The organism is Profundibacterium mesophilum KAUST100406-0324 (assembly GCF_009835145.1).
Classification (GTDB): Bacteria; Pseudomonadota; Alphaproteobacteria; order Rhodobacterales; family Rhodobacteraceae; genus Profundibacterium; species Profundibacterium mesophilum.
The window spans coordinates 1-24,396 of record NZ_APKE01000026.1 but is presented as its reverse complement, the minus strand read 5'-3'; the positions used below and the strand labels follow the sequence as shown (position 1 = coordinate 24,396).

Here is a 24,396-nt window from a genome sequence, read left to right as displayed (position 1 = left end):
AACTCTTCAGTTCCGGCGGCGGGTACGGTCCATGACCCGCCGCCAGCCGCCGGGGCTGACCGCGAAGGAGATCAGGAAGCCCGCCGCGAAGCCGGCAATGTCCCCGATCCAGTCATTGCCGCCGCCGAGGGCGAAGGCGAAGAAAAGCTGTATGCCCAGCAGGAAGCCGATCAGCGTGAAGGCACGCGCCCGGCTCTCCCCGGCCGCACCGAGCCCCGTCCACAGGATGTAGGTATAGGCCCCGATCAGCCCGTAGACTGCCGGGTAGCCGCCGATCAGCGCCATCTGCATCCCGGGGATCAGCCCGTAGACCGCCGCCCCCGCGATGCCGGCGCCGAAGAACACCGCCAGCAGGGCCGGTGTGCTGAACGCCTCTCCGACCAGCTTGCCGAGCGCCAGCAGGAACACGATGACGAACAGGACATGGCTGAAGCCCATATGCACGAAGAGATAGGTGACCATGCGCACGAGTTGCCGCGGATCGACCGAGCCTGTCTGCACCATCCTCTCCATGATGCCCGGCGAGAAAGCCCAGGCGTTGAGCGCGTCGAGCCGCCAGCCGACGGCACCGGCCCCGCCGGCCAGTCCGGCATCGCCGAGCTGGAAGACCAACTCGATCCCGCCGATGACGAGTGCCAGGGCCACCACCACGGGGGGCAGGCTGTTGAAAGGCGATGCTGTGTGATCGGGGCCGAAAGGTGTCATCGGGGGGCCTTCCTTGACGGGGGTGCCGGCTCTGGGTAAGCGAGCAGAGCAGTTATTTCCAGATGGAGCGTGCCATGACGCAGCCTGATTTCGCGCCGCGGGTCTTTTCGGGGATCCAGCCGTCCGGCGGGCTGACGCTTGGCAATTATCTGGGCGCCATCCGACGGTTCGCCGAGATGCAGGATCGCGGCGGGCACCAGACAATCTACTGCATGGTCGATCTGCACGCGATCACCGTCTGGCAGGATCCGGCGGCGCTGCGCCGCAACACGCGCGAGCTGGCGGCCGGCTTCATCGCCAGCGGCATCGATCCCGAGAAATCCATCCTCATCAACCAAAGCCAGGTGCCCGAACACGCGCAGCTTGGCTGGGTGCTCAACTGCGTCGCCCGGATGGGCTGGATGAAGCGGATGACGCAGTTCAAGGACAAGGCGGGCAAGCATGCCGAAAACGCTTCGCTGGGGCTCTTCGGCTACCCCGCGCTGATGGCGGCCGACATCCTGATCTATCACGCGACCCATGTGCCGGTCGGCGAGGATCAGAAACAGCACCTGGAGCTGACGCGCGACATCGCCGCCAAGTTCAACCACGATTACGGCGTCGATTTCTTCCCCATGACCGAGCCTGTGATCGAAGGCGCGGCCACGCGGGTCATGAGCCTGCGCGATGGCACCAAGAAGATGTCGAAATCCGACCCCTCGGATGCCAGCCGGATCAACATGACCGACGATGCCGATGCGATCGCCAAGAAGATCCGCAAGGCCAAGACCGATCCCGAGCCCCTGCCCGAAACGCTCGAAGGCCTGGAAGGCCGCCCCGAGGCGCGCAACCTGGTGAACATCTACGCCGCGCTGTCGGACCTTACGGCCGAGCAGGCGATGGCGCATGTGGGCGGGCAGCAATTTGGCCAGTTCAAGCCGATGCTCGCCGATCTTGCGGTCGAGAAACTGTCGCCGATCTCCTCCGAGATGGCCCGGCTGATGCAGGACACCGCCGAGATCGACCGCATCCTTGCCCGCGGCGCCGAGCGGGCGCGCGAAATCGCCGCCCCGATCCTGGCACGCACCTACGAGATTGTCGGCATGGTCCGCTGACCTCTTCCGCCCCGCGCCTCCGGTGCGGGGTCGCCGGAAAATTCCGGAAACCGGTGTCGCAAAACCTTCGTGAAAGCGTCACACTCCTGAATCGCGGACGGACGAGAACCCGCTCGAGGCGGACAATGCGTCCGGTCCGGCATCATGGGAGATCGAATCATGCAAGACATCAGACCCTCATTTGACGACTACGACGAGATCAACAGCCCCCGCGCCGAACAGACCGATATCGACCGGGTGATCGAGACCGCGATCAGCCGTCGCGGCTTTCTCGGCGGCGCGATGAGCTTCGGCCTCGGCAGCTTCCTCGTCGGCAGCACGGCGCTGAACCGGCGGGCGGCGGCGCAGACCCAGGGCGCCAGGTTCGACTTCGCCGCCGTCGAGGCAACCACGGCCGATACCGTGACCCTGCCCGAGGGCTACGAGTGGAAGATGCTGGTGAAATGGGGCGACCCGCTGCATCCCGACGCGCCCGAGTTCGACCCCGAGACCCGCGGCACCGTCGAAAGCCAGGCCCGCGCCTTTGGCGACAACAATGACGGCATGGCCCTGTTCACACGCGACGGCCGGCATGTCTTTGCGATTAACAACGAATACACCAATCTCGATATCCTCTGGGGCGAGATGGCCGAGGGCGAAGCCCCGACCGACGAGCAGATCCGAAAGAGCATGATGGCGCATGGCCTGTCGGTCTTCGAGATCGTCGAGGGCGCCGACGGCTGGGAGGTCAAGCGCGACAGCGATCTGAACCGCCGCGTGACCACCGATACCGAGATGGACATCGCCGGGCCGGCCGCAGGGCATGATCTTCTCAGGACCTCCGCCGATCCCGAAGGCATGATGTCGCTCGGCACCTGGAACAACTGCGGCAACGGGCGCACGCCATGGGGGACCTACCTCGCCTGCGAGGAGAACTTCAACGGCTACTACTCCTCGAGCGAGGAGCGCGCCGAGGATGCCGAGGACACCCGCAGCGAGGCGTTCAGGCGCTACGGCATCAACTATTCGGACTGGGGTTACGGCTGGGCCCGCGTCGATCCGCGCTTCGACATCTCGGCCGAACCCAACGAGCCGAACCGCAATGGCTACGTGGTCGAGCTCGACCCCTTCGACCCCGAGGCCCGGCCCGTCAAACGCACGGCGCTCGGCCGGTTCAAGCACGAGAATGCCGAGCTGGTGATCAACGACGATGGCCGGGTGGTCGTCTACATGGGCGATGACGAGCGTGGCGAGTTCCTCTATCGCTATGTCTCCGAAGGGACATGGGCCGAGGGTCAGGATGGCGGCGATCTGCTGGACAAGGGCCAGCTCTACGTGGCCGTGTTCGACCCCGAGATGACCGGCAAATGGGTCGCCCTGACCCCCGATGCCACCGGGATGAGCGCGCCCGAAATCGCCATCCATACCCGCATCGCCGCCTCCAGGGTCGGGGCGACGACGATGGACCGGCCCGAATGGGTCGCCGCGAACCCCAGCAAGCCCGAGCTTTACGTCGCGCTGACCAACAACAAGAATCGCGGGGTGAAACCCAACGAGGGCGGCGACAACCAAGACGTGAACGGCCCTAACCCGCGCGAGGTCAACAATTACGGGCAAATCCTGCGCTGGACCCCGGATAACGGTGACCATACCGCCGATGGGTTCGAATGGCGCCTGTTCGCGCTGGCGGGCAACCCGGTTCTGGCCGAGGCTCTCGAAGGCGTCACCGATGCGGAAATGGCCGAGCCCGCCGATCCCGGTCTCGCGGTCGAAAATGTCTATCCGGGGTCAGAGAACGTGACCGCGGGCAACATGTTCAACTCGCCCGATTGCCTTGCCTTCGACACGCGCGGGATGCTGTGGATCCTGACCGATGGCAATTACTCGGACGAGGGTCCGTTCGAGGGGATGGGCAACAACCAGATGCTTGCCGGCGACACCGAAACCGGCGAGATCCGCCGCTTCATGGTCGGCCCGCGCGAATGCGAGCTGACGGGCATGCAGCTGTCGCCTGACGGCAAGACCATGTTCGTGGGTGTCCAGCATCCCGGCGAGGACGGCAATTCCAACTTCCCCGATGGCGGTTTGCCGCGCTCGGGGGTGGTGATGATCACCCGCACCGATGGCGGCGTGATGGGCTGAGCCACCGGTATCGTGTCGCTCTCCCGGCACCGTCCGCGGGGGAGAGCGGCGCGGCCGCCGGGGCCGCGGATGAGAAGAAACGCGCCGCGCGTCGCCGCGGCGCGCCGGAAGGGGGGCGCCTGCTCTGGCCAAGAGTGACCCCCGCCCCTAGTCTGCGGCATTCGCAACGAGACGGGGGCAACATGGCCACGGGCACCAATATCCGAACCTATTTCGAAGGACGCTGGCATGATGGGGACGTTCCGATCATGCGGGCGGCCGATCACGGCAGCTGGCTCGGCGGAACGGTGTTCGACGGTGCACGCTACATCCATGGGCGGGCGCCGGATCTGCTGGCCCATTGCAGGCGCGTCAACCGGTCCGCGCGCGCGCTGATGATGACCCCCACCGTCAGTCCCGAGGACATGGTCGAGATCGTGCGCGAGGGCCTGCGCGGCTACGCGCCGGATGCGGCGGTCTACATCCGCCCGATGTATTGGAGCACGCAAGGCGGCCCTTCGGCGATCATGCCGCTGGACGAGGAAATCGGCTTCTGCATCTGCCTCGAGGATATCCCGATGATCGATCCGGCCAGTTCGGTCGGACTGACCACGACGCGGTTCCGCCGCCCGGTGCTCGACGACAACGTGGTCGATGCGAAGGCCGGGTGCCTCTATCCCAACAACGCGCGGATGCTCGCGGAGGCGCGGGCCAAGGGCTTTGCCAACGCGCTTGTCGCCGATGCGATGGGCAACGTGGCCGAGGCGGCGACGGCCAATGTCTTCATGGTGCGCGACGGCGAGGTGCTGACGCCCATTCCCAACGGCACCTTCCTCGCCGGAATCACCAGGGCGCGCCACATCGCCAACATGCGCGATGCGGGCATCACGGTGACGGAGACGGTCCTCGGCTTCGACGACTTCCGCGAGGCGGACGAAGTGTTCCTTTCGGGCAACTTGATGAAAGTGATCCCGGTCGACGCCTTCGAGAGCCGCAGCTTCCAGATCGGGCCGGTGACGCGGCGGGTGCGCGAGATGTACTGGGACTGGGCAGCGAGCGAGCCGGCGCTTTGAAACGGGGACAAGGCGCGGGACGGGGCGCGGGACGCGCTTGCGCTGTTGCCAGTCCCGCGCCCCTCGGTCATCATCCGCCCGTTCCGTCCCGGAGGCCAAAGATGCGCAAGTTCCTCGTCATTCTCGACGATACACGCGAATGTCTGAACGCGATGCGCTTTGCCGCGATGCGTGCCGCCCGCACAGATGCCGGCGTGACCATCCTGTCGGTCATCCATCCCGAGGAGTTCAACCACTGGATCGGCGTCGGCGAGATCATGCGCGACGAGGCGCGCGAGCGGATCGAGGCCCATTACGAGGTCTTCGCCAAGTGGATGCGCGACCGGCAGGGGATCGACCCGGAACTGGTGATCAGGGAGGGCGAGGCAGTTCCGGAGATCCTCGCCCTGCTGCAGGACGACCCCGATATCGGCGTGCTGGTGCTTGGCGCGGGGGTCGAGAAATCGGGACCGGGACCGCTTGTCACCCAGCTCGTGCGCAGTGCGGGCAGCCTGCCGGTGCCGGTGACGGTCGTGCCGGGAAGCCTGTCCAAGGAGCGGCTCGAATCGGTTTGCTGATGCGGCGGCCGCAGGTTCGCGATCCCGGCCAAATCTTGACATGGACCGCATCGAGGCGCATATCTGCCTCCCATTCAGGAGGCTGCCTTCATGTTCATCCAGACCGAATCCACGCCCAATCCCGCGACCCTGAAATTCCTGCCCGGGCAAACGATCCTGGAGGCGGGCACCGCCGATTTCCCGACCATCGAGACATCCGGGAAGTCACCGCTCGCTGCCCGGATCTTCGCCGTGGACGGCACGGCCGGGGTCTTTCTCGGGAATGACTTTGTCACCGTGACGAAGGCCGAGGCTGTCGAGTGGGATCACATCAAGCCTGCCGTTCTCGGCGCCATCATGGAGCATTTCCAGTCCGGTCAGCCGGTGATGGCCAGTGATGCCGAGGCGAGCGGGGGTCACGCCGTGCACGAGGGCCCCGACGGCGAGATCGTCGGACAGATCAAGGAGCTGCTCGACACGCGGGTGCGCCCCGCCGTGGCGCAGGATGGCGGCGACATCACCTTCCACGGCTTCGAGCGCGGCATCGTCTATCTGCACATGCAGGGCGCCTGTGCCGGTTGCCCCTCCTCGACCCTGACGCTGAAGATGGGGATCGAGAACCTGCTGCGCCACTACATCCCCGAAGTGGTCGAGGTGCGGCCCGTCGCCGCCTGATCGCCTGGCACCCGTGATCCTGGCTTTCGATACGTCGGCCGCGCATTGCGCGGCCGCCCTTCTGTCGGAGGAAGGCGTGCACGCGCGCCGGCACGAGGAGATGGCGCGGGGCCAGGGCGAGCGTCTGATCGGCCTGCTCGAGGAGGTCCTGGCCGAAGGCGGCGCCGCCTGGTCCGACCTGACGCGGATCGGGGTCGGGACGGGCCCCGGCAACTTCACGGGCATCCGCATCTCCGTCTCGGCCGCGCGCGGACTGGCGCTCGGCCTCGGGATCCCGGCGATCGGCGTGACCCATTTCGAATGCGTGCTGCACGCGGCGCGGCAGTCAGATGAGAGGCTCGGCGCGGGGCGCCATCTCGTCTCCCTTCCCTACAAGGGCGGCCTCTACCTGCAACCGGCGAGCGCCTCCGGCATCGATGGCATGGCGGCGATGCTGCCCGATGCCGCGCCGTCCACCCCCCTGCCCCGCCTCGCCGATCCGGGGGCATTGCACCTTCTGGGGGAGCGGGCCGGGGACTTGGCGCGCCGCTATGCGCAGGAGGGCATTCCACTCGGCGGCCACAGGGACGTGACGCTCGCGCCGGACGCCCTCGCAGAGGCGATCGCGCATGTCGCCCTGACGCGCCCCGCGCAAAGTCCGCGCCCCACGCCGCATTACATCAAGGCACCGGATGCCGCCCCCTCGCGCCACGCGGCCCCGTGCCTGTTGCCCTGACGCCCCTCGCAATGGCCCGCATCCATGCGGCGGCGATGCGCGGCACGCGGCCCTGGAGCGCCGGCGAGTTCGAACGGCTGCTCGGCATGCCGGGCGTCTTCGCGGTGGGTGACGGCCATGGCTTCGCCCTCGGGCGGGTGATCCTCGACGAGGCCGAGCTGCTGACGCTGGCGGTTGATCCGGGCCGGCGGCGGCGCGGTCTCGGACGCGCCGCGCTCGGCCAATTCCACGACATCGCGCGTTCCGGGCGGGCAGAGCGGGCCTTTCTCGAGGTCGATGCGGAAAATGACGCGGCGCGGGCGCTCTACCTGCTTGAGGGCTATGCCGAGACGGGACGGCGGCGGGGTTACTACACCCGCGCCGGCGCGCCGCCCTCGGATGCGGTGATCATGGCCCGCGCGCTGTGATCCCCCGCCCCGGGCGGCCCCGACGTCAAGCATCGAATCCGCCCCGCGGCGGGCTTCGGGGACAGGAGCTTTCCGAAAAACCAGTTGACCCCCAGAGGCCCCTGCGGCCTTATTCTGCGATGACCCCCCTTCGGGACCCACGCGATCCATGGATCGGCCGACTGTGCCGGTTCCAAGACAAAAGACACGGGAGACATCCATGACCTTGATGCACAAGCTACTCGGCGCCGCCGCCCTCACCGCGCTGGGCGCCGGTTCGGCGCTTGCGGAGCCCGGGCTGATCATCGATCTCGGCGGCAAGTTCGACAAGTCCTTCAACGAGAGCGCCTATGCCGGCGCCCAGCGTTGGAAGGAGGAGACGGGCAATGATTACATGGAGACCGAACTGCAATCCGAGGCCCAGCGCGAGCAGACGATGCGCCGCATGGCCGAGCGCGGCGCGAACCCCGTGGTGGTCCTCGGCTTTGCAAACGCCTCGACGCTCGAGAAGGTCGCGCCCGATTATCCCGACACCAACTTCACCATCGTCGACATGGTCGTCGATCAGCCCAACGTGCAGTCGGTGGTCTTCACCGAGCACGAGGGCAGCTACCTTGCCGGCATGATGGCCGCCCTCGCCTCCGAGAGCGGCACCGTGAGCTTCGTGGGCGGCATGGACGTTCCGCTGATCCGCAAGTTCGCCTGCGGCTACAAGCAGGGCGCCAAGGCGGTGAACCCCGACATCACGGTGATCGAGAACATGACCGGCACGACGCCCGCCGCCTGGAACGATCCGGTCAAGGGCGGCGAGCTGACCCGCGCGCAGATCAGCCAGGGCTCGGACGTGGTCTATGCCGCCGCCGGGGGCACCGGCGTGGGCGTGCTGCAGACCGCAGCCGACGAGGGGATCAAGGCGATCGGCGTCGACAGCAACCAGAACTACATGCATCCGGGCACCATGCTGACCTCGATGGTCAAGCGCGTGGACAACGCCGTCTACGAGGCGTTCCAGAGCGCCGAGGAAGACCGCTTCGAGACCGGCATCCAAGTGCTCGACCTCGGCACGGACGGCGTCGCCTACGCGATGGACGAGCACAATGCCGACCTCGTCGACGAGGAAATGAAGTCCAGGGTCGAGGAAGCCAAGGCGAAGATCATCGCCGGCGAGATCGAGGTCCACGACTACACTTCCGACGACAGCTGCCCGAGCTGATCGCGGGGCCGGCCCGGCGCCGGCCTTGATTGAACCCTGCCGAAGGGCCGCGCCGCCGCGAAGGAGGCCGCGGCCCTTTCACACAGATGAGAGGCGGCTCATGAGCGACGACGCGACAACTCCGGCGATCGAGCTTGTCGGCATCTCCAAGTCCTTCGGCCCGGTGCAGGCCAACAAGGATATCTCGATGCGGGTGATGCCGGGGACGATCCACGGCATCATCGGCGAGAACGGTGCCGGAAAATCGACGCTGATGTCGATCCTCTACGGCTTCTACAAGGCCGATGCCGGCCAGGTCATGATCCGCGGCAAGACCGCCGAGATCCCCGACAGCCAGGCCGCGATCGCCGCCGGCATCGGCATGGTCTTCCAGCATTTCAAGCTGGTCGAGAATTTCACCGTGCTCGAGAACATCGTGCTCGGCGCCGAGGAGGGCGCCTGGTTGAGGCCGAGCCTCGCGAAGGCGCGCAAGCTGCTCTCGCGCCTGTCGGAGGATTACGAGCTGCATGTCGATCCCGATGCCCGGATCGAGGATCTCGGCGTCGGGATGCAGCAGCGCGTGGAGATCCTCAAGGCGCTCTACAGGCAGGCCGACATCCTCATCCTCGACGAGCCCACGGGCGTGCTCACCCCCGCCGAGGCCGATCATCTCTTCCGCATCCTCGAGGGGCTGCGGCGGGAGGGAAAGACGATCATCCTGATCACCCACAAGCTCCGGGAAATCATGGACATCACCGATACCGTCAGTGTCATGCGGCGCGGCGAGATGACGGCGACCGTGGCCACGGCGAGCACCGATCCAAGCCGGCTTGCCGAGATGATGGTGGGGCGCGAGGTCCTGCTGCGGGTCGAGAAGACCCCCGCCGTGCCGCGCGACGTGGTCCTGGAGATCGAAGGGCTCAGGGTGGTGGACGAGAAGAAGGTCGAGCGCCTGCGCGGTATCGACCTTACCTTGCGCGCCGGAGAGATCCTCGGCATTGCCGGGGTGGCGGGCAACGGCCAGTCCGAACTCCTCCAGGTGCTGGGCGGCATGCGCGCGGCCGAGGGGCGCGTCACCCTCAACGGCCGCGACCTGCCGCTCGAGGGTCCACGGGCCGGGGCCAGGTTCCGCCGGCAGGCCGGGATCGCGCATGTGCCCGAGGACCGGCACCGCGAGGGGCTGATCCTCGATTTCCATGCCTGGGAGAATGTCGCCTTCGGCTATCACGACGATCCGGCCTATGCGCGCGGCTTGCTCATGGACAACGATGCGCTGCGCCGCGACATGCAGGCCAAGATCGAGAAATTCGACGTGCGCCCCGCCGATTGCTGGCTCAGCGCGAAGAACTTCTCGGGAGGCAACCAGCAGAAGATCGTCATCGCCCGCGAGCTTGAGCGCAATCCCGACCTGCTGCTTGTCGGACAGCCGACGCGGGGTGTCGATATCGGGGCGATCGAGTTCATCCATCAGCAGATCGTCGCGCTTCGCGATGCCGGCAAGGCGGTGCTTCTCGTTTCGGTCGAGCTTGACGAGATCCTGTCGCTCTCGGACCGGATCGCCGTCATGTTCGACGGCCGCATCATGGGCGAGCGTCACCCGTCCGAGACCGACGAGCGCGAGCTGGGGCTCCTGATGGCGGGCATCACCGACACGGACGCCGATCCCACCCTCGATGAGATCGAGGCCAATCTCGACCTGACCGGCCAGAGGACTCCGTGATGGACAAGCTTCCCAAATGGGCCGATGTCGCCCTGATCCCCCTGATCAACCTGCTGCTCGCCCTGCTCGTCTCCGGCCTCGTGGTCCTGCTGATCGGCGAGGACCCGGTCGAGGCATTGCAGATCATGGTGCGGGGCGCCGTGGGCTCGACCTATGGCTGGGGCTACACGCTTTTCTATGCCACCAACTTCATCTTCACCGGCCTCGCGGTCGCCGTCGCCTTCCATGCACGGCTCTTCAATATCGGCGGCGAGGGACAGGCGCAGCTCGGCGCGCTCGGCGTCGCGCTGGTGGTGCTCTGGGTGCCATGGCCGCACTGGACGCTGGCCCTGCCCGCGGCGGTGCTGGGCGGCGCGCTTTTCGGTGCCGCCTGGGCGGCGATCCCGGCCTATCTGCAGGCGCGCCGCGGCAGCCATATCGTGATCACCACGATCATGTTCAACTTCATCGCATCCGCCCTGCTCGTCTACCTGCTCGTGGGCGCGCTCAAGGTGCCGGGCTCGATGGCGCCGGAGACGGCGCGCTTCCCCGAGACCACGTTCCTGCCCACGGCGCGCGACATCTTCGCGGCGATGGGCATCAGCTTCGGGCGCACCCCGCTCAACATCAGCTTCGTGCTTGGCCTCGCGGCCTGCTGGGCAACCTGGCTGCTGATCTGGCGCACCAGGCTCGGCTACGAGATCCGCGCTTTCGGACAGAGCGAATCGGCGGCGGTCTATGCCGGTATCTCGCCGTTCCGCATCATCATGCTGGCGATGCTGATCTCCGGCGGGCTGGCCGGCATGATGGCGATCAACGCGGTGATGGGCGAGCAGCAGCGCCTGCTGCAAGACAACGTCTTGGGCGCCGGCTTCGTCGGCATCGCCGTGGCCCTCATGGGCCGCTCGCATCCCCTGGGCGTGCTGCTGGCCGCGATCCTCTTCGGCGCGCTCTACCAAGGGGGCGCCGAGCTCGAATTCGAAACCTCCGTCCCGCGCGAAATGGTGGTCGTTATTCAGGCGCTCGTCATCCTCTTCACGGGCGCGCTCGACGGGATGGTGCGCCGTCCGCTCAGCCGGATGTTCCTGCGCTTCGGTCGCCGCAGGCCCGCGCCCGCCGCCGGAGGGGAGTAAGCCATCATGACACCACCGCTTTCCGCCTCCCAAGCCTCAACCGCCGCGCCGCGCCGCCACAAAGGAGCCCCGAGATGGATCTCCTGACGATCATCCAGATCCTCGACAGCACCGTCCGCCTTGCCACGCCCCTGCTTCTGGCCTGCCTCGCGGGGCTCTTCTCCGAACGCGCCGGGGTCATCGACATCGGGCTCGAGGGAAAGATGCTGGTCGCCGCCTTCTTTTCTGCGGCCGTGGCCGCGGCAACGGGATCGGTCTGGCTCGGCCTCGCGGCGGGGGTCACGGCTTCGGTGACCTTCGCACTGATCCACGGGCTGGCCTCGATCACCTTCCGCGGCGATCAGCTGATCTCGGGCGTGGCGATCAACTTCCTCGCATCCGGCATGACCGTGCTCATCGCGCAGGACTGGTTCTCGCAGGGCGGCCGCACGCCGAGCCTGACGGGCGGGGCGCGCTTTTCGGAGATCTCGCTGCCCGGCGCCACCGCCCTGCGGGAAGGCTATCGGGAGACGATCGCCGACGGGGTCGAACCCAGCGGCGTCAGCGCCATCTACTGGGACCTGATCTCGGGGCATACATTGCTGGTCTACGTCGCCATCGCGATGGTCCCGGTCAGTTGGTACGTCCTGTTCCGTACCCGGTTCGGGCTGCGCCTGCGGGCCGTTGGCGAGAACCCGGGCGCCGTCGACACGGCCGGTGTCTCGGTCGTGCGCCTGCGCTATGCGGCCGTTGTGATCGCCGGCGTGCTGTGCGGCCTTGCCGGAGCCTATCTGGCGACCGGGCTGGCGGCGGGCTTCGTGAAGGACATGACCGCCGGGCGCGGCTTCATCGCCCTCGCCGCGCTGATCTTCGCCAAGTGGCGGCCATGGTATGCGCTCTTCGCCTGCCTGCTCTTCGGCCTGCTCGAGGCGGTCGGCAACCGGTTCCAGAGCATCGATATCCTGGGCATCGGCATCCCGACGCAATTCATGCAGGCTTTGCCCTATATCCTCACCGTCGTCATCCTGGCCGGCTTCGTCGGCCGCGCCATTCCGCCCCGTGCCGGAGGAGAACCCTATGTCAAGGAACGCTGACGACCTCGTCCGCTTCATCCGCGATCGCGCCGGCCCCGAGCCGGTTGAACTGGGGCTGATCCTCGGCTCCGGGCTCGGCCATCTCGCCGACACGGTCGAGGGCGTGTCCATTCCCTACGGCCAGCTTCCAGGCTTTCCCCATGCCGGGGTGTCGGGACATGCGCCGAAACTGGTGATCGGACAGCTGGAGGGGCGGCGCGTGGCGGTGCTTGGCGGGCGGGCCCATTACTACGAGAGCGGACAGGCCGACGCGATGCGATTGCCGCTCGAGGTGCTGCGCGGTCTCGGCGCGGAGCAGCTGATCCTGACCAATGCCGCCGGATCGCTCGATCCCGCGATGCGGACGGGCAGCCTGATGATGCTGCGTGATCACATCAACTTCTCGGGTCTCAATCCGTTGATCGGCGAGACGACGGACGCGCGCTTCGTCCCCATGGGCGATGCCTACGACCCGCAGATGCGCGCGGCGCTCGCCCGCGCGGCCGCGGACAGCGACATCGCCCTGCCCGAAGGCGTCTATGCCTGGTATTCCGGCCCCTCCTTCGAGACCCCGGCCGAGATCAGGGCGATCCGCATCCTCGGCGCCGACGCGGTCGGGATGTCGACGGTGCCGGAGGTGATCCTGGGGCGGTTCCTGGGGCTGCGCTGCGCGGCGATCTCGACCATCACCAACATGGCTGCGGGTATGAGCGACGAGGCGATCAGCCATGAGCATACCAAGGCGATGGCGCCCATCGGGGCCGCCAAGCTCGAAACGGTGCTTCGACGGTTCCTGTCGCAAGGGTGATCCGCCGCGGCCCTGCCGGGGATAGTCATCGATCGCCATGAATGATTGAAGGAAGCCAGTACGCAGGACCGCCGCCATGCAGATCTACCTTCCCATCGCCGAGGTTTCGGTCAACGCCTTCCTGCTGCTGGGGCTCGGCGGGATCGTCGGCCTTCTGTCGGGAATGTTCGGCGTCGGCGGCGGCTTCCTCATCACGCCCCTGCTCTTCTTCGTGGGGATCCCGCCCGCGGTCGCCGTCGCGACCTCGGCCAATCAGATCGTCGCCTCCTCCATTTCGGGCGTCCTGGCGCATATCCGGCGGCGCACGGTGGATTTCCGAATGGGGCTGGTGCTGCTCGCCGGGGGCCTGCTGGGCTCCCTGATGGGGGTGCAGCTGTTCAACCGGCTGCGCGAGTTGGGACAGGTCGATCTCCTGGTTCAGCTCAGCTACGTCGTCTTTCTCGGGATCATCGGGGCCCTGATGTTCGCCGAATCGCTGACCGCGATCGCCCGCGCCCGCCGTCCCGGAGGCGCCAGGCCGCGGCGGCGGCGTCATAACTGGGTCCATGCCCTTCCGGGGAAGATGAAGTTCCGCACATCCGGCCTTTATATCTCGGTGATCCCGCCGCTGATGGTCGGCACGCTCGTCGGTGTCCTTGCGGCGATCATGGGGGTGGGCGGCGGCTTCATCATGGTGCCCGCGATGATCTACCTGCTTGGAATGCCCACGAAAGTCGTGATCGGCACCTCGCTTTTCCAGATCATCTTCGTCACCGCCTTCACCACGCTGCTGCATGCCACGACCAACTACACCGTGGACATGCTCCTCGCCCTGCTGCTGATCGTGGGCGGGGTGATCGGGGCACAGGTCGGCACACGTCTTGGATTGCTGCTCAGGGCCGAGCAGTTGCGCATCCTGCTCGCGGCGCTGGTCCTTCTGGTCTGCGGCAAGCTGGCTTTCGACCTGCTGGTGCGACCGGCGGAGCTTTACTCGATCGGGTCCACGAAATGATCCTGCCGCGTCTCATCGCGCTGGCCTGCATCGCGGCGCTGTCATGGCCCGCATCCGGCACCGCCGACGAGCAGGTCGTGGCCGGGCTCAGCCAGAACCGCATCTCTATCACCGCCAATTTCGATGGCACGGAGATCCTCATCTTCGGCGCGGTCAAGCGCGATGCCCCGGCACCCGATGGTCCGCCGCTCGAAGTGGTGATCACGGTGGAGGGCCCCGACGAGGCCGTGGCGGTGCGACGCAAGGCGCGGTGGGCGGCGATCTGGCTGAACCGCGATTCGGTCGAGATCGACAGTGCGCCGAGCTTCTACGCGGTCTCCACCAGTGGCCCGCTGCGCGCCGCCCTGAGCAATACCGAGGACCTGCGCCACGCGATCACCATCAAGCGCGCGATCCGTTCGGTCGGCGCCCCTCCCGGCATCGACGATCCCAAGAGTTTCACCGAGGCGCTGATCCGCATCCGCGAGGCGGTCGGGCTCTACCAGCTCAACGAGGGGACAGTGCGGATCACCGAGGAGACGCTGTTCGAGACGCGCGTCGCGCTGCCGGCCAATCTCGTCGAGGGCAATTACGAGGTCCGGGTCTTCCTCACCCGCGGGGGCCGCATCGCCAACAGTTTCAAGACCGCCATCTTCGTTCAGAAAGTCGGCCTCGAGCGGTTCCTTTTCACACTCGCGCATGAGCAGCCGCTTCTCTACGGGCTGCTTTCCATCGCGATCGCCATTCTCGCGGGATGGGCCGCATCGGCAGCCTTCAGGCAGTTCAAGAGCTGAGGCCCGCCGCCTCCCGTCTCATTCTCCGGGGGCGTCTTGTGGCTCGAGCGCCAGGGGCGCGCCGGGACGCGCGGCCAGATCCTCGACCGAAAGCGGTGCCTCGGGCCGGGCGAGGCGGTTGCGCATCACCCAGAAAAGCCGCTCCTCCGCGCGCGTGATCGCGACATAGGCCAGCCGTTTCCACAAGGGCACCCCCGCCTCCATCCGTCCCACGCGCGCCGCCGCCCAAAGGTCCGGGGCAAAGACCTGAACCTCGCGCCACTGGCTGCCTTGCGCCTTGTGGATCGTCACGGCGGCGCCGTGCAGGAAGGTGGCACCCATCCGCGCAGCATAAGGGATGAAGGGCTCCTCGACGTCGGGAAGCTCGATCTTGACGATCGAGGCGGCGCTGATCTGCGGCTCCTCGGCGCCCATGACATGGAGCCGTGAGAAGCCCGGCTTGCGCCCCGCCCCCAGGTAGACGACCTGCGCACCCTTGATGAGGCCGCGTGCCTCCAGATCGATGCGCTTCTTGCGATGCTTGAGCGGCAATTCGAGCCCGTCGCAGATCAGCGGTTCGCCGGGCAGAAGCGCGTCGGGCGGCGCGCCATAGGCGGCCCTGAAGGCATGGATCAGCCTGATGCGGGTCGCGTTGCGCCAGACGAGGACAGGACTGCGGGCCATCTTCTGTGCCTCGACGCGCCCGGCCATCACCACGCGGTCATCGCGGGCCGCCGCCTCTTCGACCATCCTCTCGAACTGCTCGAAAGTCAGGCTGTCATCGGCAAGCGCATGGGCGAGATCGAGGATCGGATTGTCGCTGTCCTGCCGGTGCACGCGGTGCAGGATCAGCTTTTGTCTTTCGGACAGCCCGTCGAAGACCATCTCGCCCGATTGCTGCACGGGGGCGAGCTGCGCGGGGTCGCCAAAGAGCAGGAGCGTCGGGAAGATTTCCTTGAGATCGTCGAACTGCCGCTTGTCGAGCATCGAGCTCTCATCGACGAAACCGATATCGAGCGGCTCCTCGCGTCGCTTCCAGCCGGTGATGAAGTCGGACCCGCGCAGGCCCGCCGTCGCAAGGGCGCCGGGGACGGACTTGTTGGTCTGGAAGAAGGCGAGCGCGCGGTCGAGCGCCTCCTCGCTCAGCCCCTCGATCACCGGGCGATCGCCATTGCCCGCCAGCCATTCGGCGACCTTCTCGTATTCGGGGTCGTAGACCGGGGTATAGAGGATGCGGTGGATGGTGGTCGCGGGCACGCCGCGATTGCGCAGCACGCTCGCGGCCTTGTTCGTCGGGGCGAGGATGGCCAGCGTGCGCCTCTCGCGCTTGCGGCGGCTTTCGTAATCCCCCGAGACGATCTCGACGCCCGCCGCGGCGAGCGCCTTGTAGAGATCGGCCAGCAGGAGGGTCTTGCCAGATCCGGCCTTGCCGATGACGGCCATGACCTGCTCGCGCGCATCGGGCATGGGACGCAGCGCGGCCTCCTCGGGATCGCCCGCATGGTGCACGCCGGCATCCTCGAGCAGCTTGAGGATGCGGTCACGGGCGGCGGACTGGTCTTCGGAATACTGGATGGACGGCTCTTGCATGGGCCGGACCCTAACTTCTGGCCCGGCCCTTGCCCAGATCGGATCGTCAGGCCGCGACCAGTTTGCCGGGCGTGCCGAAGGCACGCCGTGTCCAATGCGCGGTGACCTGCGCCGACACGCCCGCCCTCCGGCGCAGCTCCGGGCGCAGCTCCGGCTCGATCGCCCAGAGCCCCGCGCAAATCGCGTCGCGCCCCTCATGTGAGCGCCCGGTCACGGCCGGGGACCAGCCAAGCCGCCGGTAGACACCGATCATCCTCGCGTCGAACACGCCCACGAGGTGGCTGAGCCCCAGTGCGACGCCGAATTCGAGTGCGCCCAGCATCAGCAGTGCCGCGATCTGCGGCGGCGCGCCGGGCGCGGCGCAGAACCGGGTGCTCTCCCAGATATGAGGGGAGGCGATCGGCTTGTCGCCCCAAAGCTCGGCGAAATGCTCGGCCAGCATCGTGCGCCCGGTCGTGGGCAGCATCCGCATCGAGCCGGCATGATGGCCAGATGGCGTCTGCGCGATCATGTAGACGGGCGAGAGGGCGTCATATGCATCGCGCTCGCAGCCGGACGCGTCCACCGTCACCTCCCAGCCGAGACGGCGCGAGAATTGCGCAGCCCGATCGCGGAACATGCCGTCGCGCAGCACTGGATGCGCCTGCAGAGCCTCGGCGCGGACATATCTGAGCATGGTGATCCTCCTTGAATGGAAGACCAGCCTCATTCGGGGACGGTTAACGGGGGCCGATGGCAGCGCGCGCTCGGTAATCGGCATGCCAAGGCGAGCGCCCTGCCCCGCCTGAATGCGGGAAAGGCCGCCGCCTGCGCGGAGCGGTTCGGGCGCCTGAGCGGCGGGTTCAGACGGCGATCATGCCAAGGCAGATGGCGCGCGCGACCGCATGGGTGGTGTTGTTGGCCTTGAGCTTGAAGCGCGCGCTTTCGATATAGACCCGCAACGTATGCTCCGAGATGCGCAGGTAATCGGCCGATTGCGCACGGTTCATTCCGCCTGCCAGAAGGGTCAGCGCATCCGCTTCCCGTGGGGAGAGGCGGGGGATCTCGCCCCGTCCCTGGACGGTGTCGAGTTCCAGTGCCTTCTGGTTGATGACATGCGCGAGCATGACAAGGTCGAGCGCGAAATTGTCGGTATAGCTCTTCCAGCCCTCGATGCTGTCACGCTGCGAGACGGTGAAAAGCGCGAACTGCCCGCGCGGTCCGCGGATCGGAATGGACAATCCCTGGTTCCCGACACCGGCGCTCTGGGCCTCGCCCATGAAGGCCCTGGCCGACTTGCCGCTCCAGTCGAGCTCGTTCCAGTTGACCGGTCCGAATTGCGTGAACCCGGCCTGCACCACCGGGTCTATGCGGCTGTAGCCGTTCCCCAGATAGCAATCGATCCAGTCGTCCTTGTAGGTGGAGCTTGCATATTCACCGCCGCCATTGACCGAATGATAGGCGATATGCTCGACGTCCAGAACATCCGTCAGTCCAAGAATGGTCGCGCCGATCTCGCCGATATTCGAGGCTCCACTCACATGCTCAATGATGTCGTGCAGTCGCTTCTGCATTCCACTCCGCCCAGGCTCCCGCTTCCCTCTGGAGCGCCCCGACTTCATGTGCGGCGAGTTCGGACGCCGTGATATTGGCGGTCCGTTCAAGTTGCACGGCAAGGGCGGCATACTCGTTCTTGTCCGCGAAAGCCTTCAGGTCGGCAAGAACGTCGATCAACCAGTCGTTGGTCATGATAAGACCACCTCCCATTGCACTGTCAATGCTGTTTATACAACCTTAGCATGTGAACTATGACTCGAGGCGGAGTGCCGGCGCAACTCCCCCAAAATGGGGAGAACGTATTTTTCAGTGGTAAATGCAGATAAAATTAACGCGGCGCCCTGAGCGCCGCGCTTTTTTCAGAAGCCGATCATCGTCTTAGCGGTTGAGGCTCGCCTCATACGTGTCTTCGAAGGTCCGCAGTCCGGTCTTTGGTGCCTGAACCAACACCGACATGTTGCCCGGCTTGTGCTCGTTGCGGCGCATTTTCACATGCGCGGCCGGGATCTCGTTCCACTCGAAGACTTCGGACATGCACGGATCGAGACGCCGCTCGACCATGAGCTTGTTGGCGGCGGCCGCCTGCTTGAGATGGGCGAAATGGCTGCCCTGCACGCGCTTTTGATGCATCCACAGATAGCGCGCATCCATCGTCAGGTTGTAACCGGTCGTCCCGGCGCAGATCACGACCATGCCGCCCTTCTTGCACACGAAGGTCGAAACCGGGAAGGTGGCCTCGCCGGGATGCTCGAAGACCATGTCGACATTGTTGCCCTTTCCGGTGAAGTCCCAGATGGCCTTTCCGAACTTGCGCACCTCGCCGAACCATTTCTTGTACGCGTCGGTGTTCACGACCGGCATCTGGCCCCAGCAGTCGAATTCCTTGCGGTTGATGACCCCCTTGGCCCCGAGCCCCATGACGAAGTCGCGCTTGTCCTCCTCGGAGATCACCGCGATGGCATTCGCGCCGGCGGTGTTGATGAGCTGGATCGCGTATGAACCCAGACCCCCGGAAGCGCCCCAGACGAGCACGTTCTGACCCGGCTTGAGCTCGTGCGGGTGATGGCCGAAGAGCATGCGGTAGGCGGTGGCGAGGGTCAGCGTGTAGCACGCGCTCTCTTCCCAGGTCAGGTGGCGCGGACGCGGCATGAGCTGCTGAGCCTGCACGCAGGTGAACTGCGCGAAGGAGCCGTCGGGCGTCTCGTAGCCCCAGATGCGCTGGCTGGTGGAGAACATCGGATCGCCGCCGTTGCACTCCTCGTCGTCGCCATCGTCCTGGTTGCAGTGGATCACGACCTCGTCGCCGACCTTCCAGCGGGTGACCTTGTCGCCCACCGCCCAGACGATGCCAGAGGCGTCCGATCCGGCAATGTGATACTCGGCCTTGTGCACGTCGAAGGGGCTGATCGGAATGCCGAGACCGGCCCAGACGCCGTTGTAGTTCACCCCGGCCGCCATCACCAGAACGAGGACCTCGTGGCTGTCGGGGCGCGGCGTGTCGACCTGCTCGAGCTGGAACGACTTGTCGGGCTCGCCGTGACGCTCCCGGCGGATCGCCCAAGCATGCATTTTCGCCGGGATATGGCCCATCGGAGGCATCTCTCCAACCGCATAGATATCCTTCACCGGCGCATCGTAGCTGGGCAGGGTCTGTTCATCGTCAAGCGCCATTTCGGACCTCCTTGGCATCACCTCGCGCCGCATTGCAGAAAACTGGGCGCCCTGCTGCGGGAATATCGTCCGAAGCGCAATAATGCAACCCGCGTGCGCGGCCTATAGCAACTTTATGTCTCCAGTCGCGGCTCGATCGCCTCGTTTTCCTGCGGCGCAGCATCATCGGCCAGCGGATCGCCGACCGAGGCGGCGTAGAAGGCCGCGATCGACATGCGCCCCGGCGCGATCTTGATCCGCCCGCCGCTCTCGTCGAGCATGCGCCGCACCCTCAACCGTTCGAGCGCATCGCGCGCCGTCAGCGAGATGCTGTCCTCGCGCAGATGGGCAACGGCACCGCTCGCGCGCAGCATCTCGACCCGCCGCGCCATCCACAGTTCGATCTCGCCGAGCGTCTCGCAGCCCTCGATCAGCGCGGCGAGAAAGAGCGGCACGGGAAGGGCCGGAACCCCCTTGCGGATGCGCTGCATCACCTCCTGCGCGATCGCGGTCACGCCGCGCTCGCCGGTCACATCGCCTTGCGTCACGGCACGCGCGGCCAGGAAGGCTTTCAGCGAAAGCGGCTCGCCGAAGGTGACCGCCGCCATTCCGAACCGCTTTGCCCGCCCCGTGATGCGGCGCCGCAGCCATCGCCCGGCGAAGAAGGCGCCCCGCAGGAAGGAGGCGCGGAAGCGGCGCTCACCCGATTGCGCGGCCTCGACCAGGATGCGGTCCTCGATCACCCTGTCGTAGTTCAACGAGATCGGCACGAAGACGACATCGCGCCCGCGCATGTCGAAGTCGGAGACAATGTAGCTCAGCAACCCGAGCCGTGCCGCGCCCACGCTTCCGGTCAGGCTCAGCCCGCCTTCGGGAAAGATCGCCTGGGTGACGCCGGCCTGGGTGGAAAGCTGCACATAGCGCGCCAGCACCCTGCGGTAGAGCGTGTTGCGCGACTTGCGCCGAATGAAATACGCCCCCATCGCGCGGATCAGCCGGCTGAGCGGCCAGACCTGCGCCCATTCCCCCACGGCATAACTGAGCGCGGAGCGGTCCGCGACGAGATAGGTGACGAGGACGTAATCGGTATTGCTGCGGTGGTTCATCACGAAGATCACCGTGGCATCGGGGTCGATCTTCTGCATCCCCGCCTGCCCGATCTCGCCGAGACGGATGTCGTAGAGCCGGGTCGAAAGCCAGCGCGCCGCCCGGATCGCGACGCCGAAATAGGCGGATGCGCTGAAGGATGGGACGATTTCCCGTGCATAGCGCCGGGCCTCGGCGAAGGCGACGTCCTCGCGCATTCCCGTCTCGCGCGCATGACGGGTCACCGCCTCGGCAACCTTCGGATCATAGATCAGGCGCTGGATCATGTCGTGACGCCGGGCCAGCTTGAAAGGCTGTATCGGCCGCTCGAGCCGCTTGTTGAGCCGCTCTACCGCCCGCTCCATCCGGCGGCGGAAGAACCAGCGCACCGGCGGGTTGATGAAATGCGTCAGCAACGTCGCCGCCGCGAAGAGCAGGATCAGGACCAGCAGCCAGACGGGGATTTGTACGGTGTCGAACATTGCACGGGACCGTGGCATCATTGCCCGCCGTCGAAAAGCGGCCAGCGTGCGGTGGCTCCAACGGACCGCGATTGGGTGCAGCCCCGCAACAGGGCCGGCCGGACAAACCCGCGCGCGATACCCGCGATGCCGGCCCGCCGAAGGCGGACCATTCCCCGGCCCGTCCGGGCGCCCTCACGCATCCGCATCGGGGCGGCATCAACCGCGAGACCGGACATGGCGAGGCGGGCGCCCGCGCCGCTGCCCGGTGAAGACGGCCGGACGCACGCTTGTGCACTGAATTCGGCCAGCGGCACGGATCGGCATAGGGCCGACGCGCCACGGCCGTTTTTTTTGCGGCGCAGCATTTACACGCAATATTATTGCCAGTATAGCCGATATTCTAGCAACAATAATGTGCAGAGGTTCGAGATGTCCGAGACGGAAAACCGCGATCATCCCTGGCTGTTCCGCACCTATGCCGGCCATTCCACGGCCACCGCCTCGAACGCGCTCTATCGCGGGAACCTCGCGAAGGGGCAGACCGGGCTTTCGGTGGCCTTCGACCTGCCGACGCAGACCGGCTATGACAGCGACCACGAACTGGCCCGCGGCGAGGTCGGCAAGGTCGGTGTGCCGGTGAGCCACCTTGGCGACATGCGTGCGCTTTTCGATAACATCCCGCTCGAGAAGATGAACACGTCGATGACGATCAACGCGACCGCCCCGTGGCTGCTCGCCCTCTATATTGCCGCCGCCGAGGAGCAGGGCGCCGATGTCAGCCAGTTGCAGGGCACGGTCCAGAACGACATCATCAAGGAATATCTCAGCCGCGGAACCTATATCTGTCCGCCGCGCCCCAGCTTGCGGATGATCACGGATGTCGCGGCCTATACGCGCGAGCACCTGCCGCGCTGGAACCCGATGAACGTGTGCTCCTACCATTTGCAGGAGGCCGGTGCGACGCCCGAGCAGGAGCTTGCCTTCGCTCTCGCCACCGCGACCGCGGTGCTCGACGATCTTCGCGGAAAGGTGTCCGAAGCCGATTTCCCGAAAATGGCGGGGCGCATTTCCTTTTTCGTGAATGCCGGCATCCGTTTCGTCACCGAAATGTGCAAGATGCGCGCTTTCGTCGATCTGTGGGACGAGATTTGCGAGACGCGCTACGGGGTCGCCGATCCCAAGTATCGCCGATTCCGCTACGGTGTTCAGGTCAACAGTCTCGGGCTGACCGAGCAGCAGCCAGAGAACAACGTCTACCGCATCCTGATCGAGATGCTGGCCGTGACGCTGAGCAAGAATGCCCGCGCCCGCGCCGTGCAGCTTCCAGCCTGGAACGAGGCACTCGGCCTGCCGCGCCCCTGGGATCAGCAATGGTCGCTCAGGATGCAGCAGATCCTGGCCTACGAGACCGACCTGCTGGAATACGAGGACCTTTTCGACGGCAACCCGGCTGTCGAGCGCAAGGTGGAGGCCCTCAAACAGGGCGCCCGCCAGGAGCTTGCGCAGATCGACGCGATGGGCGGCGCGGTCGAGGCGATCGAATACATGAAATCGCGCCTCGTCGAAGCCAATGCCGAGCGCATCGGCCGGATCGAGACGGGAGAGACCGCCGTCATCGGGGTGAACCGCAACATCGAGGCCGAGCCCTCTCCCCTGACGTCGGGGCCGGACGCGATCATGGCCAGCGATCCCGCGGCGGAGGCCGACCAGATCGCGCGCCTGCAGGAATGGCGCGACGGGCGCGACGAGGATGCCCTGCGGCGCGCGCTCGCCGAGTTGCGCCGCGCCGCGCAGGAGGGCGACAACATCATGCCCCCCTCCATCGCGGCCGCGCGGGCCGGTGCGACGACAGGCGAATGGGGCGACATCGTGCGCGCCGTCTTCGGGCAGTATCGCGGCCCGACCGGCGTCGCCCGCGCCAGATCGAACCGCACCGAGGGTCTCGACGACATCCGCGCGCGGGTCGATGCCATTTCCACCCTGCTGGGACGCCGCCTCAAACTGCTGGTCGGCAAACCCGGGCTCGATGGTCATTCAAACGGCGCCGAGCAGATCGCGGCCCGGGCGCGTGATTGCGGCATGGAAATCGATTACGAGGGCATTCGTCTTACGCCCGCGGAAATCGTGCAGGCCGTAATCCGGGAAACGCCGCATGTCATCGGTCTTTCGATTCTCTCGGGAAGCCATATGCCATTGATCGAAACCCTGATGGAGCAATTGCGCGAAGCGGGGCTGTCGCATCTGCCCGTCGTGGTCGGCGGCATCATTCCGCAAAGCGATGCCGAGGCGTTGAAGGCGCTTGGGGTCGCGCGGGTCTATACGCCGAAGGATTTCGAATTGAATCTGATAATGACGGATATCGTCGCCCTCGCCGATCCCGAAACACTGGCCGCGCAATGAAATGATCATCGGCTGCAAGCGTAGAAAATCCGACCATTAACCTGCATAAAAATACAGGTGACAATTTTTCTTGCGAATGTGCATGCACCCGTCGGATAATACGCTTATCTGACCCGACGAAAAACTGCATGCATATACAATGGGGATGACTTGGATGGATCTCGAAAGAATGTCGCAGCAGGAGCTCGAAAAGCTCCGGACGGAAGTGGATAATGCCATTCGCACACATGACGCGCGCCGCCGGGCACAAGCCCGGAAAGCGGCGGAAACGGCCGCGAAAGAGCATGGCTTTTCCCTGGATGAATTGATGGTCCGTGACAAGAAGCCAAAAAAATCACCAGCCCGCTACCGCAACCCCGAAGATCCAAGCCAAACCTGGACTGGCCGTGGCAGGCAGCCCGGCTGGATCAAGTCTGCGCTCGAGAATGGCGGCTCGCTCGAGGATTTTGCGATCTGAGTGACCATCCACGTGGGTCGGGGAAGCAGGCCTTCTGTGCCCTGCTCCCACCCGCGTCCTCTAGTGAGCATTTCGAGCCGGTTCGCTCAACGAATTACCAGATCTCGAAATTCATATCTCTATTCAAGTATCGTTAACTGGCACAATTCTGAACTGAATTGGCCTTCTCTTTTCTCACCCGGACGGGCTTTGGAAAGAGCGATGGCCTCCACCATTCCGCACGGCGTTGTTGCGTAACTCACGCCTGAGACATGATGCCCCCTTTCCCCGCCGTCATCAGTCCACGCGGACGATCTCGGCCG

At 66.0% G+C, this 24,396-nt stretch carries 23 protein-coding genes; 16 read left to right on the top strand and 7 right to left on the bottom strand.

Annotated features, from left to right (window positions below):
* Nucleotides 1–6: 6 nt before the first annotated feature.
* Nucleotides 7–705 carry a rhomboid family intramembrane serine protease gene (locus tag PMES_RS11015; RefSeq protein ID WP_159965744.1) on the bottom strand — a complete coding sequence of 233 codons (699 nt, stop codon included), beginning with the start codon at nucleotides 703–705 and terminating at the stop codon, nucleotides 7–9.
* Nucleotides 706–779: 74 nt separating this feature from the next.
* Here PMES_RS11015 and trpS point away from each other — a divergent pair, with 74 nt between their 5' ends.
* From trpS to PMES_RS10945, 14 genes are all read left to right on the top strand, one after another.
* Nucleotides 780–1,799, top strand: a complete 1,020-nt coding sequence (gene trpS / locus PMES_RS11010) for a tryptophan--tRNA ligase (RefSeq protein WP_159965743.1) — start codon at nucleotides 780–782, stop codon at nucleotides 1,797–1,799.
* Nucleotides 1,800–1,958: 159 nt separating this feature from the next.
* Complete coding sequence (locus PMES_RS11005; protein ID WP_236549779.1) at nucleotides 1,959–3,920, top strand: PhoX family protein; 1,962 nt, start codon at nucleotides 1,959–1,961, stop codon at nucleotides 3,918–3,920.
* A gap of 182 nt (nucleotides 3,921–4,102) precedes the next feature.
* Nucleotides 4,103–4,972, top strand: coding sequence for a branched-chain amino acid aminotransferase (locus PMES_RS11000; protein ID WP_159965741.1), 870 nt, complete (start codon nucleotides 4,103–4,105; stop codon nucleotides 4,970–4,972).
* Between the two features lie 101 nt (nucleotides 4,973–5,073).
* Nucleotides 5,074–5,529 (top strand): universal stress protein, encoded by a 456-nt coding sequence (locus tag PMES_RS10995; RefSeq protein ID WP_159965740.1) that lies wholly within the window; start codon nucleotides 5,074–5,076, stop codon nucleotides 5,527–5,529.
* A 90-nt stretch (nucleotides 5,530–5,619) separates the two neighbouring features.
* Complete coding sequence (locus PMES_RS10990; RefSeq protein ID WP_159965739.1) at nucleotides 5,620–6,183, top strand: NifU family protein; 564 nt, start codon at nucleotides 5,620–5,622, stop codon at nucleotides 6,181–6,183.
* 13 nt (nucleotides 6,184–6,196) lie between these two features.
* Nucleotides 6,197–6,898: a tRNA (adenosine(37)-N6)-threonylcarbamoyltransferase complex dimerization subunit type 1 TsaB gene (tsaB, locus tag PMES_RS10985; protein ID WP_328809156.1), complete on the top strand. Its 702-nt coding sequence runs from the start codon at nucleotides 6,197–6,199 to the stop codon at nucleotides 6,896–6,898.
* Nucleotides 6,899–6,909: 11 nt separating this feature from the next.
* Nucleotides 6,910–7,305, top strand: a complete 396-nt coding sequence (locus PMES_RS10980; RefSeq protein ID WP_159965738.1) for a GNAT family N-acetyltransferase — start codon at nucleotides 6,910–6,912, stop codon at nucleotides 7,303–7,305.
* 199 nt (nucleotides 7,306–7,504) lie between these two features.
* Complete coding sequence (locus tag PMES_RS10975) at nucleotides 7,505–8,497, top strand: BMP family lipoprotein (RefSeq protein WP_159965737.1); 993 nt, start codon at nucleotides 7,505–7,507, stop codon at nucleotides 8,495–8,497.
* A 100-nt stretch (nucleotides 8,498–8,597) separates the two neighbouring features.
* A complete protein-coding gene (locus PMES_RS10970) occupies nucleotides 8,598–10,196 on the top strand; it encodes an ABC transporter ATP-binding protein (RefSeq protein ID WP_159965736.1) in 1,599 nt (532 codons plus the stop codon).
* Nucleotides 10,196–11,308: an ABC transporter permease gene (locus PMES_RS10965; RefSeq protein ID WP_159965735.1), complete on the top strand. Its 1,113-nt coding sequence runs from the start codon at nucleotides 10,196–10,198 to the stop codon at nucleotides 11,306–11,308. Before PMES_RS10970 ends, PMES_RS10965 begins: the two co-directional genes overlap by 1 nt.
* A gap of 74 nt (nucleotides 11,309–11,382) precedes the next feature.
* The gene (locus PMES_RS10960) at nucleotides 11,383–12,381 is read left to right on the top strand and encodes an ABC transporter permease (protein ID WP_159965734.1); all 999 of its coding nucleotides are present in this window, start codon (nucleotides 11,383–11,385) and stop codon (nucleotides 12,379–12,381) included.
* Nucleotides 12,365–13,168, top strand: a complete 804-nt coding sequence (locus tag PMES_RS10955) for a purine-nucleoside phosphorylase (RefSeq protein WP_159965733.1) — start codon at nucleotides 12,365–12,367, stop codon at nucleotides 13,166–13,168. The genes PMES_RS10960 and PMES_RS10955 overlap by 17 nt, the downstream gene beginning before the upstream one ends.
* Nucleotides 13,169–13,244: 76 nt before the next feature.
* Nucleotides 13,245–14,159: a sulfite exporter TauE/SafE family protein gene (locus PMES_RS10950; RefSeq protein ID WP_159965732.1), complete on the top strand. Its 915-nt coding sequence runs from the start codon at nucleotides 13,245–13,247 to the stop codon at nucleotides 14,157–14,159.
* The gene (locus tag PMES_RS10945; RefSeq protein WP_159965731.1) at nucleotides 14,156–14,932 is read left to right on the top strand and encodes a TIGR02186 family protein; all 777 of its coding nucleotides are present in this window, start codon (nucleotides 14,156–14,158) and stop codon (nucleotides 14,930–14,932) included. The genes PMES_RS10950 and PMES_RS10945 overlap by 4 nt, the downstream gene beginning before the upstream one ends.
* A gap of 18 nt (nucleotides 14,933–14,950) precedes the next feature.
* On the opposite strand, the gene PMES_RS10940 is transcribed toward PMES_RS10945, so the two are convergent.
* From PMES_RS10940 to PMES_RS10915, 6 genes are all read right to left on the bottom strand, one after another.
* Nucleotides 14,951–16,501: an AAA family ATPase gene (locus PMES_RS10940; RefSeq protein ID WP_159965730.1), complete on the bottom strand. Its 1,551-nt coding sequence runs from the start codon at nucleotides 16,499–16,501 to the stop codon at nucleotides 14,951–14,953.
* 46 nt (nucleotides 16,502–16,547) lie between these two features.
* Nucleotides 16,548–17,177 carry an acyl-homoserine-lactone synthase gene (locus PMES_RS10935; protein WP_159965729.1) on the bottom strand — a complete coding sequence of 210 codons (630 nt, stop codon included), beginning with the start codon at nucleotides 17,175–17,177 and terminating at the stop codon, nucleotides 16,548–16,550.
* A 166-nt stretch (nucleotides 17,178–17,343) separates the two neighbouring features.
* Complete coding sequence (locus PMES_RS10930; RefSeq protein ID WP_159965728.1) at nucleotides 17,344–18,054, bottom strand: helix-turn-helix transcriptional regulator; 711 nt, start codon at nucleotides 18,052–18,054, stop codon at nucleotides 17,344–17,346.
* Nucleotides 18,026–18,229 (bottom strand): hypothetical protein, encoded by a 204-nt coding sequence (locus tag PMES_RS10925; RefSeq protein WP_159965727.1) that lies wholly within the window; start codon nucleotides 18,227–18,229, stop codon nucleotides 18,026–18,028. Before PMES_RS10925 ends, PMES_RS10930 begins: the two co-directional genes overlap by 29 nt.
* 186 nt (nucleotides 18,230–18,415) lie before the next feature.
* Complete coding sequence (gene ccrA, locus PMES_RS10920) at nucleotides 18,416–19,708, bottom strand: crotonyl-CoA carboxylase/reductase (RefSeq protein WP_159965726.1); 1,293 nt, start codon at nucleotides 19,706–19,708, stop codon at nucleotides 18,416–18,418.
* Nucleotides 19,709–19,821: 113 nt separating this feature from the next.
* Entirely contained in the window at nucleotides 19,822–21,255 is a 1,434-nt protein-coding gene (locus PMES_RS10915; RefSeq protein WP_159965725.1) for a 1-acyl-sn-glycerol-3-phosphate acyltransferase, read from the bottom strand.
* 411 nt (nucleotides 21,256–21,666) lie between these two features.
* On the opposite strand from PMES_RS10915, the gene PMES_RS10910 reads away from it, so the two are divergent.
* A complete protein-coding gene (locus PMES_RS10910) occupies nucleotides 21,667–23,637 on the top strand; it encodes a protein meaA (protein ID WP_159965724.1) in 1,971 nt (656 codons plus the stop codon).
* 154 nt (nucleotides 23,638–23,791) lie between these two features.
* Complete coding sequence (locus PMES_RS10905; RefSeq protein ID WP_159965723.1) at nucleotides 23,792–24,094, top strand: H-NS histone family protein; 303 nt, start codon at nucleotides 23,792–23,794, stop codon at nucleotides 24,092–24,094.
* Nucleotides 24,095–24,396: the final 302 nt, after the last annotated feature.